We start from the raw sequence: 12,162 nt of genomic DNA, 5'->3' as shown, positions 1-12,162 counted from the left end.
GACTCTCCCCACGAGAGCCCTTCTACTTCACGACACTAAGGCCATAAAGTCATATGGAGTCAATACGACATATTGCATAAAAATACATATTGAGCGATAGTCTGCTCAACTTTTGCGGGAGAGCGACATGAAGCGACAGGCGATGGCAGCTGTGATGGGGGCGATGGCGGTGTTCGGAGCCCCTGAGAAGGCGCAGGCCTATGACATCGATTGCGCCATCATGCTTTGTATGGCGGGTGGTTTCCCCCCGAGCGCCGTTTGTGCTCGCGCCTATCGCACCATGATCCGCCGTATCACGCCCTGGCCGAGCCTTCCGCCCTTCGGGGTCTGCACCTTTGCCCATGTGCCGGTCGAGTTGGGCGGGCCCGGCGGCGAGGGTGAGCTAGATACCAATCTGCCGGAATACGAATGGCTGAACCGGACCCATGTGATCTGGTTCACCGGACGCTCCTACGAGCCGCGCGACGAGCCGCGTCAGTGGGACTGGTCGATCCGTTCCTGCGATCGCGAAAACCGGACCTGCCGCTACATCCAGCGGGTCTACGGTTCCCACACGCCCTGGCCCGCGACATTCATCTCGGAAAGCGGTCAGGAGATCGCCTACCCAAGCGGTGGCGGTCTTTGGCACTTCTATTCCCGCAGCATCATGGTCGAGTACGGCGACTACGAGAGCAACATGGGCCACTCGGAGTGGTTTTCTTACTGATCTGAGCTATCACTGGGCTTCAGGGAAATTGGGCGTAGCTCGGCCAGACAAGCATCAAAGCGTTCCGGATCGACATGCCAGTGGCGGCTCACCGAGCCATCATTCCAACGGTAATCGGTGAACAGGTGGATCTCCTGCTCCCCGTCGTTCAGAAACCCTTCCTGGAAAGGCCAGCCTGTCTTTCTCTTCGCCATGTACCCGCGCCACTCGTACCGTTCTTGCAGTTATGTCCCTCGCGTTGGGGGACTGGATCAAAGCCTAAGGAAACGGACTAGCGCTTCGCGAAGAGTACTTCGGGGTCGACATTGAGCGCCCGGGCGATGCGTTCGAGAAGGTCGAGGGAGGCCGCGAACTTGGCGTTCTCGACCTTGCCCATATGGCCGCGACTCACATTGGCCCGATGAGCAAGCTCCTCCTGGCTGAGGCCGCGGGCGCGTCTCAAGTCTTGAATGTTCAGTGCAACACGGTCCCGCAAGTTCATGCCCGTGAAACGGACACGTTGCACGAAATATCACCACGCGATATATGTTACATTCGGGGGCGCAGAGTAGAAATCTTAGAGCGGCGCGAGATCGCCGGAATGGGATGCCTGCAGATATCCAAGTCACGGGTTGAGCTGTCTCGTACACATTCTTTACTGTTCAATCGCTCTTTCGGAAAAGGGCGGCACCGACAACATCGGTACCGCCCGAAATTCGCCCACAGGGAGGAGGTGGTGGGCGAATTATTAATGTTGAAGTGCCGAAACCATTCAAATCTCGAGAGAATCTCTTTTTTAAGAACGGAAAATTGTTACTTGATCGAAGTTTCTTGCAATTAAGTCGACCTCATACGGGACTCCGACTCACAACAAGAAGACCTCATTGCGCACTTGAGACACTCAAAAAACCAAAATAATTGAATACCTCAATCAAGGAATTTCGCCCCTTCCAAGAAATTAATTGTTGATTTGGAGTAAGTTTGCTTCGATTTTAGGAAGCGTCGCTCAGTCTCGAAATCGAGAAGACCAGCTTTCAATGCTACGATTTTCTAACCTAGCTAAAATCAACTTCTTCCACGAGGCGGATAGTTCTTTTATGGTCCCCAGCTCCTTGAGGTGATCAAATTTTGCTGTTTCAAGATACACTGCCCGATGAACGTTTTGAATCGTCCAATCTGGATTCGGCCTCTGAATCAGGGAAATCGAGTCTCCTGACGAAATCCAGCCGACTTCGAGGACTCGATAATACCATCCAGTCAGCCCCGACGATTGTACGAGTTTGGCAAAATCGCTTTTATTGATCCGCACATTGAGTTTCCAGCATGGCTGTCTAGGCTGCGAAACCTGCACGACGGCTCCACCAATTCTAAAACAATCACCTAGGCAAACATTGGCTTCATCATGAATATCCGCGACAATGTTTTCCCCGAATGCACCAGGCGCCAAGTTCTCAGCCAACGGCACAACCCTTTGCCAATGTTTATAATGATCGGAGCAGTATTGATGAAGTGCTTTATCTAGACCACCATGCTTGACTTTATCGGCTTGTTCATCTCCTACCAATCCAAATTTGGATAACCAAACCTTACCCTTAACTGCATTCTTTATGATGGCGCTAGGTTCATTTTTGTGACCAAACGGCATGGCCATGCCGATCCGCACTTCTAAAACGGTAGTCTGCTCCATTTACGACCTCACGCTTTCGAACAGGCCAATATATTAAGATACTAAGATCGATTTTGGATCGAAATCATGATCTCTTAATTGCTCAATACTCGCCAACCTATTCGAGGAAAGCATTTTCTTGGCAATCATGAAGATCCGAGGATCATTAATCGCATCCACAGAAATAAGCCTCCCATTAGAGAAATACCAAACTGACATACTCCTAGGCTTCGCTCCTTTGCGAACCACTGTATCAGTATAGCCTTGATTTAGACCTGCAATCTGAAGCTTTACATCGAATTGGTCTGACCAAAACCAGGGGAACGGAAAATATGCCGTTTCCACTCCAGCCATATTCGCTGCCACTGACTCGGCTTGATCAACAGCATTCTGCACCGACTCTAACCTTATCATATGACCTAAGTATTTGAAGCGGGTGCAATCTCCCGCTGCGAAAATGTCCTTGTCATTCGTTTGACCAAAAGCGTTTACAAGTATCCCTTGATCTACTTCCAGATCGGCCTCGCACGCCAGTTCGTCGTTAGCCACAACGCCTACACCAACAATGACGAAGTCAACCTCCATAGTGCTACCGTCCGAAAACTCAGCGGCGACCACACGGCCATTGTCACCGATGAGACGCTCCACGCCCAAGCCTTCGTAAATCTGTACGCCATTTTCGTGGTGGAGTTTCCGAAAGTAATTTGATGTTTCGGCGCAAGAAACACGCTGCAAGATGCGGTCAGCCATCTCAACGACTCGAACCTGAAGTCCTTGGCTCCTGAATGCCGCTGCAGCTTCCAGTCCGATATAGCCGCCCCCAATCACCAAGGCGCGCCGCCCCACCGTCATCTCGGTTGCAAGAGCTTTAGCATCGTCAATGCCACGAACTAGATAGACGCCCTTGAGATCGCCGCCTATTTCACTTGGCAGGACTCTGGGACGCGTGCCAGTTGTCAATGCAAGCATATCATAGTGCAGAATACGCCGGTCATCGAGTTGGATTTGTTTAGAATTTCTATCAATGTGAACGACGCGGCGGCCTGAGATAAGAGAGATGTTGTTTCTTTCGTACCAAGCGTTGGGACGAAGGAACAAACTCTCAACGCTCATTTCACCGGTCACAAATTTTTTTGATAGTGGCGGTCGTTGATAAGGCAAGTATTCCTCATCACCTACAATTGTGATTACGGCATCACTATCCAGTTGGCGATATTTCCCTGCTAGAGAACATGCCGCTTGCCCAGCACCTACAATGAGTATCTGCTTCTCCATTCCAAGTTCCTACTCTGTTGCTTCGGAAATGAACTTGGTGGCAAGATAGGCATCAAATGTCTCACTACCGCCTTCGCTGCCCATGCCGCTGTCTTTCACGCCTCCCAAAGGCGTCTCCGGCAACGCAATTCCGAAATGGTTTACGTTCACCATTCCTGCTTCCAATTTTGAAGTCACATAGTGAGATGTACGGAGTGACTTGGTAAAGACATAAGATGCGAGTCCGAAAGGCAAAGCATTTGCCCGTGAGAGCACTTCATCCGTTTCACTGAAAGTAGAGATGGGTGCTACAGGACCAAACGGCTCTTCGATCATGATTTTGGCTGTGTCAGGAGTGTGCATCAGTACTGTCGGTGGAAAGAAATTTCCGGGACCAGAAATAGCCGTACCTCCTGTCAAAATGCTTGCACCTTTGGCAGTGGCGTCGGAAACAAATTCGGTCATAGCACTTACACGTCGAGTATGGGCGAGGGGACCCATTGTGGTATCGCTGTGCATGCCATCTCCTACGACGCGGGAGCCAAATGCTGCAGCAAATTTCTCGCCAAACTCTTGCGCTACCTTTTCATGAACGAAGAACCGGCTTGGCGACATGCACACTTGTCCCGCATTCAGTCCTTTGTAGCCGGCCAACAGAGTCGCCGCCTTATCGATATCGGCATCATCGAAAACCAGAACAGGAGAGTGCCCTCCTAGTTCCATCGTAGCACGTTTCATATGTGCGCCAGCCATTGCTGCAAGATGCTTCCCGACGGGGATTGACCCTGTAAACGATATTTTACGAACCTTAGGCGACGTGATCAGATGCTCTGAAACCTTAGCCGGCACGCCCCAAACGACATTAAGGCAGCCTGCGGGCAATCCTGCGTCGTGAAAAATGTGCGCCAGCGCTACGACGGCACTTGGCGCATCCTCGGATGCCTTGAGGACAATGGTACATCCTGATCCTAAGGCAGCACAGATCTTTCGAAGAGCTTGATTGAGCGGATAATTCCAAGGCGAAAATGATGCGCAAACACCAACAGGCTGACGAACAACTGTCTGACGGACGCTTGGGTCGCGGGACGGGATGACGCGGCCGTATATCCGACGACATTCTTCAGCATGCCAATCCGCATGATCTGCCGCCCCTAAAATCTCCACGCGTGCTTCAGCAAGTGGCTTGCCTTGGTCAAGTGTGAGATTACGAGCAATATCCTCGGATCGTTCACGGATCAAACTTGCAACTTTTCGCAATACACGGCTGCGTTCAATCGGTGAAGTCCATCGCCACTTCTGGAACGCCCGATCCGCTGCAGCAATCGCCAAGTCCAGATCTTCGGTTGTTGCATGAGGTAAATGCCCAAGAATCTGGCCATTAGCTGGATTGTAAACCGATTCCCCGGACCGTTCATCGGAGCCAATGAAGCGGCCATCAATATAAAGGCAAAGATCTGAATATGCGTAGTTCAAAGGAAAAAACTCCCGCCATCTACAGCGATAGTCTGTCCGGTGATGAATGCCGCACCATCACTTGCAAGAAAAAGCAAGGCACCAACAAGGTCATTCGGCACCTGATCACGCGGGATTGAGCGGCTGGACTTTCTGACCACCTCGCCCATGATTTCTTCCATGCCGGTCGCAAGCACTCCGTCGCTGAGTGTAAATCCGGGCGCAATAGCATTCACCGTGATGTTGTCTTTGCCCAACTCGCGCGCCAACGATCGGGTAAACGCGACAACAGCCCCCTTACTTGACGTGTAATGCAGCATAAACGGAGCACCTTTAAGCTGAGAAGTTGAGGCGATGTTCACGATCCGACCGGCCGAACTCTTATGAAGTTCTGGAAGTGCTGCTTTGGCACAAAGAAACGGGCCGAGCGTATTGACCTCCATAACTTTCATCCATTCAGCGGGTTCGATTTGGTCGAATGGCTTTAGCTTCAGAGAGGTAAATATACCCGCGTTGTTCACCAACAAATCCAAACCGCCAAAATGGCTGACTGCTTCGGAAACCATCGCGTTTGTATCGTCTACGTTAGTGACATCGGTTTTAACGCCGATCACTTCAAAGCCTTTGCCTTTAAGTCTATTAGCTGCTTCTTCCGCTCCGACCATGTCAGCGATCACAACGGCATATCCAGAGGCAGCAAGACTTTGAGTGAACGCAAAACCGATACCGCTAGCGCCACCGGTTACAATCGCTACTTTTTTCTTGTTGATCATTGATTTTTCCTACTTATTCTCATCAGGAATTTCGAACATTCAGCTTTGAGTTTTTGGCAACCGAACTGTAATTCGATCTACTCCTGCAGGAACATTGAGTTGGCAACTCAGTCGGCTTTCTGGTTGACGATCATCCGCAACGCACTCAAGCATTTCTTCCTCAACGTCGCTAATCGCGGTGAAAACCGATTCTGTTTCTGGTTCAAGATATACATGGCATGTAGCGCACATAGCCGCGCCACCGCATTCGGCTACAATTCCGGGAATGTCTGCATCAATTGCGGTACGCATTACATTTGCTCCGACATCCACTTTGATATCGGTTTTGGTCCCGTCGGCGAGTAGATAGGTGATTGTAGGCATGTTCCCCTCCGTTAGTGTCTTTTTGCCGTTACGCGCATTGGCATGCTGGTATACCCGCGCACGGTGTTGTTGAAATGAAGAACCGGTTCTCCCAACAATTCGATGGACTCGACTTTAGACGCTAGCGTCCGCAGCACGATCTCACCCTCCATTCGGGCAATCATTTGACCTGCACAGCCATGGATCCCTGCTCCGAAACCCATGTTACCCGTGGCTTTGCGCGTTACGTCAAAGTGATCTGGTTCCACCCAGTGGCGAGGGTCGCGATTTGCTGAAGCAATGAAGACCAGTACCTTTTGTTCCTTTTTTAAAGGAACGCCCTCTAATTCGGTTTCCCTTGTCGTAGTGCGGTAGAAAGAGTGGAACGTGCTGTCAAAGCGCAAAACTTCTTCAATTGTTGCACGCGCTCTTGTCGGATCATCGCGCAATAGGGCCCACTGGTCTGGATTTCGGCCAAGATTAACAAGTGCGTTCCCCATTGTGAAAATTGTGGTGTCCAACCCGGCCGAGAGAGTTGTGCGCACGAGCATTCCTGCATCTTCATGGGATATATCACCCGCGTCAGCTGCTTCATAAAGTTCTGCGCCAAATCCGTTAGGGGTGAGGTTTTCGCGTTGACAGGCTTTAGTAATCCACTCTGTTGCAGGCCCCAGATTTGCAAGGCATTCGTTGAATCGATCGTTGGCGGGTCCGAACGCGTTGAAGACCATATCGCCATAGGGCAGTAGATGCTCCCGTCCTTCAGCTGGAACGCCAACCGCGTCTCCGAAAACTTTGATGGGGAACGCGTCGGCCAAATCCTTAACGCCGTCGCAGACGCCTTTTTCAATCATCCGATCCACCATCAACTCCGCCTGTGCTTCGAAGGTAGAAGTCAACTTTTTCAAAGCGCGTGGGGAGAGAATACGCGTGAAGACGGCTCTGGTTTTTGTGTGTTCAGGCGGATCGACTTCCAGAATGATGCTCGGTTGTCGCCAAGGCTCTTCTGTATGAAAATTGGTCAGTCCTACGCCGGCACTGGAACAATATGTTTCCGGATCGGTCAACACGTTGCGGACGCTGTCGTAGCGTGCCACAGCATAAACTCCGTATCTTTCCAACCAAACGATTGGTCCCGCGTCGCGCATCATCTCATAATACGGATATGGGTCCCTAAGCACCGCTGCCGCGTAAGGGTCGAAATCAAGCGAAGCGACACCATCAACCGGTACTTTATATGAGTGAGATCTGGTCTCCTGCTGCTGTTGAAACTTCATGGCGCACTCCTCCCTTGGAATTTAGCCTTTGCGAATTTATCAGTTGTGACGCGTGTATGTTTGTCTCTGACTATGCAGGTAGGTCGTCCGCTGGTTCGCCCGACGGCACAAACGCATCGCTGTAGAAAGCTGCTCTATCCAGCTTGGACTCCGCACAGAAATCCTTACTTGCCGCATCAATCATCATCGGGGCACCGCAAGCATAGACCTCTAAATCCGACATATCCGGAAAGTCCGATTGAACGGCCTTATGTACGAAGCCAGTACGGCCCTTCCAGGCACTCGGAGGTTCAGAAAGAACAGGCGTAAATGTAAACCAATCATGCTTCGCCGCCCACATTTCAGGAAGCGAACGCAGGTAAATGTCGGCTTCGGTATTTGCTCCCCAATACAGATGCAATGGACGCGATCCACCCTCTCTGATCTGGTGTTCGACGATTGACTTGATCGGCGCAAATCCCGTTCCTGTTGCGATCAGGATTGCAGGGACCTCTGTGTTTTCATTTAATGTGAAATTTCCAAATGGAAGCTCAACAGATAGGATCGATCCCTTTTCAAGATTGGCAAGAACCGTTTGTGAGAACTTCCCGCCGGAAACATGGCGAATGTGCAATTCAACACCGTCGTTCTGATGAGGTGGATTAGCCATCGAATAATTTCTGCTATCGCCATCAGGCATTAATACACTAAGGTATTGGCCCGCCTGAAAGACGGAACGGTTACCAATTGGAAATCTCAAATTGATAACTGACACGTCTGGCGTTGGTTGCTCAATTTTCCGGACTTTCGCCTCGAATATCTTGCGAGAAACTGGGTCTGTCTTCTTGATATTTCTCGGTACAATTTCCAGATTTGTGCGCGGTCTGGCCTGGCACAAAAGAACACCGCTGGCGGGCCCGACGCAGACACCCTGCCCACGGACAACGGCCTCACCTGATGTAATCACGCCCTCGCAAGACGAACAGACGCCTTTCCGGCAAGAATATGGGATAGAGAAGCCCGCCCGCTCAGCAGCGTCTAATACGGTTTCACTCTCTCCACACTCAAAACTGATATCCTCACCAAAAACGGAAATTTTGTGGGTCATGTTGCACCTCCAACGAGTCTTACAGCCCTGATGACTGCTTCAGGATCGGCACAGTTCTTGCCCGCGATGTCGAAAGCCGCGCCATGTCCTACGCTTGAAAACAGGGTGTTAGCCCCAATTGATAGAGCGGTAGACTTTCTACCGGCTAGCAGCTTGACTGGAATATGCCCCTGATCGTGATACATTGCGACGAATGCATCATATCCATCTCTTGCCAACATAGTATCGGCACCTTCGGGACCATGTGCATCAATGCCTTGTTCACGCAATTTCTGTATTGCGGGGACAATGATACGATCATCTTCATCCCCAAAAAGTCCATTTTCTCCTGCATGAGGATTGATGCCAAACAATCCAATTTTCGGCTTGTCCACTCCCAATTCGCGTAGTGCTGCATCGGCGGCGACGACCGCCTTTACTACTAGTTCTGGATCTATCCGATTCAGTGCGCCGCTTATGCCCTCATGTAATGTGGCATGAACAATACGCAGACCTCCTCCAACCAGCATCAGAAAGATGCTGTCAGGGCCGGTTTTCAATAGATCTGCCAACAGGCTCGGATACCCCGAGAACTTTCGCCCCGATAAATTGACAGCTGTTTCCGAATGGGGGCATCCAACAATTCCTCGTCCAAAGCCATCGGACAACAATGTTAATGCAGATTCGACATAGGCAACTGTAGCTCGCCCTGCAGCGGCGCTTACCTTTCCTGGTATGAACTCCGCTGTAGGCATCGCTTCGATTGGATGAAGATCAATCGTTTTTTCATCGCTTCCCCACTTAGATCGGTTGGTTTGAACACCGAATCCCAAAGAATCTGCTAAAGGAGAAATTATGTATTCATCGCCCAGCAATACTGGGCGACAAACAGGATCCTGGTACAAGCTGGCTGCAGCTTTCGTCGCAATTTCAGGTCCAATACCATTGGGATCGCCGATGGTTAGCAGCACAGACCTAGTGTCGGACAATCTCACAGCGGAAACCCAAGTAGCGTATCAATATAGCTGCTATCGAGAACAACAATACGCTTCATGATTTTTGCGTCGTTTTCGGATACTTTGTAACGGTCGACATATCGGCCCGTGGCGAAAAGGTCAGTCGGACCTTCGCGGGTAATCCGTGCAACCATAAACGATGTTTCTGATTCCACCTCGTCACCATCTATGCTCGAAATATTCGGTTGCCCGAGAATGTGCCTGTAGGAGTGACGTTCGTAGACGTTGGCCTCCAATAACGACAAAATTCGGTCGTGAAGCATTGCCTTGCTATCTAGCCACATCAAGCCAGCCTGAAGGCCTTGCGCAAAATTGTCCGCAGATGTGATCTGATAAAAGCAATCATCGGCGAAAAAATTTGGCCAGTCATAGAAGTCACCATCGTCGATCGTATACGCATATTGGGCTTGAGCCATGCCGATAAGATTGGTCAATTCAGCTCGTTTTTTCATGCTGCTCATAGGCCCATTCTCCCACGGTACTCGGTCCAGAAACCACGAATTGCGGCCTCAGTAATTCGATCTTCACTCGTTTCGATTGAGTAACCACCCATCGCAAGTACGGCACTTTCTTCTGCGGCCCCTTTTGTTCCGCGCTGAACGAAATTCCCAATGCAGCCGTCCTCCATGGAGACATACCCCCCCGGTCCGATTAGGTTGGAAAGTTTGAGACGGGCCTTCCGCTGATCTGGAGTATCGTCTTCGAACCCGATATAGGTCCACTTCAAATGCATGTTGTCTGTGCCTTTGGGCAATACGGTACGAACAGCAACTGAATTTTGGATTTGCTGCAAAACGAAATTTGGAAAAACAGACAGAATCTGGAGCGTAATATCGTCGTCGTATTCCTTGAAGCTTTCCAAAAGCGTCATATCAGTCAAACTCAGATCGGAATCGGATCTGATATTTTCGTCTTTATATGCATTTTTTTGAACTTCGTCCAAAGAACCACCATGGTCGACGCAAGAATAACTCACATGACATCCACCGGTTTCATTCACGATGATCCCGCCTTTTTGCGACAGGCGATTCAATTCAAAAGTTGTAAAAAAGGTGTGGAGAATACTGGCGTGATAACTATCCTTTGTATTCTCTACGTAGAGCTTCCAGTTGTTGGGGAGAATTTGTGTGAATTTGCCAAGGACAACGGGTTTCCGCCCTCCCAAAACGCGCTCAATGCGCTCAAGAACCGCTTCTCCCAGGTAATCTTCGATATCATCCACATCTTCATCGAAGCTTCCGAAAACAAGCCCATGTAGCACTGATACCCGCATTTTGCGTGGGCCTTGATTTTCCATTTTAAAGTCACTTGCGATACCGCCACAGCCCTTGATGCCATCTTTGAAGGCAACTCCAATCAGATCCCCCTGAAGGCTGTGCGTCCAAGCGTGATACACGCACGTGAAGTCTTTAACGTTCCCTCTATCCTCTAGAGCCAACAATGAACCACGATGCGCGCAACGATTTTCGAATGCGTAGATTTGGCCATCTTTGTCACGCGTCACAATGACAGGAGTCTCACCAGCAAAGACGGCAACAAAATCTCCTGCCTCTACGAGCTCGGCCTCAAGGCACAGGAAATTCCAAACAGGGCCCTGAAAAATCTTCTTATTTTCTGCTTCCAGAACATCTTGGCGCTGAAAAACCCAATACGGAACACGCGTTGCTCCATCTTTAGCGGGCCATGTCGGCTGTTTAGCCGATACTTCTTCAGGGTCTACCATCAGCGCATCTCCTCATGCAAATATGTTCGCTTACCGAACGTTGACCGAATATCGTACATTGTTCTTTACATGAGCACGTTTCGGTGTCAAGTACCTCTAGAGACGCAAGGATGTCATGGACGGTGGACCGGACAACTTGGGAGCGTTGAGGCGATTCAATTCTTGTTCGGTAAATGAACAAGTCTGGTTGGGTCCAAAATTGTCGATCTTGCCCCCCACTAGGTTGCGGGCTTAAGAATGTTGGAGATGTGATATGATGAAATTACTGGCCTTTTCAGGGAGCAGTCGAAAGGATTCAATCAATTCCAAGTTGGTGCAGGCCGTGGCTGATCTGAGTCAATCGCATCAACCGGGCAAAGTTGAAATGACATTTGTTAATCTTATGGATTTTGATGCGCCGAATATTGATGGTGCGAATGCCTCACGGCCCGAGATGCCGCATCAAGTCATTAAGTTCCGCGACTTACTGCGAATACAAGATGGCTTTATTATCGGTTCGGATGAATATACCGGTGCTTATTCGTCTGTGCTTCGCAACCTGATTTCTTGGCTTGTTCTGGAAGATGGCCTAGGCGGCACGGCATTTAACAACAAGCCAGTCGCGATATGCGGTGCTTCTTCACGCGGTGTGGGGTCTGTTCGCGGCCATCCCGCTCTTCAACAGCTGTTTCTCACTCTCGGCGCAAATGTTATTTCTCAGAATATTCGCCTGGGCACAGCAGGCAGCATTTTTCAGTCCAATGGCAAACTAACTGATAACGTGCAGACACAGCTTTTGGACAATACTATTGCAAAACTTCTGTTTCCCGCTGAATAGTCTGCAGCATGTTGGTGTGGCCTAACGTGCTTGCTTGATGAATACTGATCATGTTTTTTGAGGTGTGCGGTTGCTTAAAGTCGGATGATGG

General features: G+C 50.1%; 14 protein-coding genes. 2 read left to right on the top strand and 12 right to left on the bottom strand.

What is annotated here, in order from left to right:
- The first annotated feature begins 127 nt into the window (after nt 1-127).
- The gene (locus SM765_RS21275; protein WP_009574103.1) at nt 128-706 is read left to right on the top strand and encodes a hypothetical protein; all 579 of its coding nucleotides are present in this window, start codon (nt 128-130) and stop codon (nt 704-706) included.
- Here SM765_RS21275 and SM765_RS21270 read toward each other — a convergent pair.
- The 12 genes from SM765_RS21270 to SM765_RS21215 all read right to left on the bottom strand — a co-directional run bounded on the left by SM765_RS21270 (nt 700) and on the right by SM765_RS21215 (nt 11,254).
- The gene (locus SM765_RS21270) at nt 700-900 is read right to left on the bottom strand and encodes a hypothetical protein (protein WP_009574102.1); all 201 of its coding nucleotides are present in this window, start codon (nt 898-900) and stop codon (nt 700-702) included. The genes SM765_RS21275 and SM765_RS21270 overlap by 7 nt on opposite strands.
- 77 nt (nt 901-977) lie before the next feature.
- Nucleotides 978-1,211, bottom strand: a complete 234-nt coding sequence (locus SM765_RS21265) for a helix-turn-helix domain-containing protein (protein WP_245897989.1) — start codon at nt 1,209-1,211, stop codon at nt 978-980.
- Nucleotides 1,212-1,691: 480 nt separating this feature from the next.
- The gene (locus tag SM765_RS21260) at nt 1,692-2,372 is read right to left on the bottom strand and encodes an MOSC domain-containing protein (protein WP_368981848.1); all 681 of its coding nucleotides are present in this window, start codon (nt 2,370-2,372) and stop codon (nt 1,692-1,694) included.
- 33 nt (nt 2,373-2,405) lie between these two features.
- Nucleotides 2,406-3,626 carry an NAD(P)/FAD-dependent oxidoreductase gene (locus SM765_RS21255; protein ID WP_009574098.1) on the bottom strand — a complete coding sequence of 407 codons (1,221 nt, stop codon included), beginning with the start codon at nt 3,624-3,626 and terminating at the stop codon, nt 2,406-2,408.
- A 9-nt stretch (nt 3,627-3,635) separates the two neighbouring features.
- Complete coding sequence (locus tag SM765_RS21250; protein ID WP_040403074.1) at nt 3,636-5,078, bottom strand: NAD-dependent succinate-semialdehyde dehydrogenase; 1,443 nt, start codon at nt 5,076-5,078, stop codon at nt 3,636-3,638.
- Complete coding sequence (locus tag SM765_RS21245; protein WP_009574093.1) at nt 5,075-5,830, bottom strand: SDR family NAD(P)-dependent oxidoreductase; 756 nt, start codon at nt 5,828-5,830, stop codon at nt 5,075-5,077. Before SM765_RS21245 ends, SM765_RS21250 begins: the two co-directional genes overlap by 4 nt.
- A 39-nt stretch (nt 5,831-5,869) precedes the next feature.
- Nucleotides 5,870-6,193 (bottom strand): 2Fe-2S iron-sulfur cluster-binding protein, encoded by a 324-nt coding sequence (locus tag SM765_RS21240; protein ID WP_009574092.1) that lies wholly within the window; start codon nt 6,191-6,193, stop codon nt 5,870-5,872.
- 11 nt (nt 6,194-6,204) lie between these two features.
- Nucleotides 6,205-7,449 (bottom strand): cytochrome P450, encoded by a 1,245-nt coding sequence (locus SM765_RS21235; protein ID WP_368981847.1) that lies wholly within the window; start codon nt 7,447-7,449, stop codon nt 6,205-6,207.
- A 70-nt stretch (nt 7,450-7,519) separates the two neighbouring features.
- On the bottom strand, nt 7,520-8,536 hold the full coding sequence (locus SM765_RS21230; protein WP_108887771.1) for a 2Fe-2S iron-sulfur cluster-binding protein: 1,017 nt from the start codon (nt 8,534-8,536) through the stop codon (nt 7,520-7,522).
- Nucleotides 8,533-9,486 carry a PdxA family dehydrogenase gene (locus SM765_RS21225; protein ID WP_245897988.1) on the bottom strand — a complete coding sequence of 318 codons (954 nt, stop codon included), beginning with the start codon at nt 9,484-9,486 and terminating at the stop codon, nt 8,533-8,535. The genes SM765_RS21230 and SM765_RS21225 overlap by 4 nt, the downstream gene beginning before the upstream one ends.
- A gap of 20 nt (nt 9,487-9,506) precedes the next feature.
- Nucleotides 9,507-9,992: an aromatic-ring-hydroxylating dioxygenase subunit beta gene (locus SM765_RS21220; protein WP_108887770.1), complete on the bottom strand. Its 486-nt coding sequence runs from the start codon at nt 9,990-9,992 to the stop codon at nt 9,507-9,509.
- The gene (locus tag SM765_RS21215) at nt 9,989-11,254 is read right to left on the bottom strand and encodes an aromatic ring-hydroxylating oxygenase subunit alpha (protein ID WP_368981846.1); all 1,266 of its coding nucleotides are present in this window, start codon (nt 11,252-11,254) and stop codon (nt 9,989-9,991) included. Before SM765_RS21215 ends, SM765_RS21220 begins: the two co-directional genes overlap by 4 nt.
- Before the next feature lie 253 nt (nt 11,255-11,507).
- On the opposite strand from SM765_RS21215, the gene SM765_RS21210 reads away from it, so the two are divergent.
- Complete coding sequence (locus tag SM765_RS21210; protein ID WP_009574086.1) at nt 11,508-12,071, top strand: NADPH-dependent FMN reductase; 564 nt, start codon at nt 11,508-11,510, stop codon at nt 12,069-12,071.
- Nucleotides 12,072-12,162: the final 91 nt, after the last annotated feature.

The organism is Pseudophaeobacter sp. 1A09344 (assembly GCF_041008745.1).
Lineage (GTDB): Bacteria > Pseudomonadota > Alphaproteobacteria > Rhodobacterales > Rhodobacteraceae > Phycobacter > Phycobacter gallaeciensis_A.
Note: the sequence above shows the minus strand (reverse complement) of the source record. Positions and strands in the feature narration are given on the sequence as shown.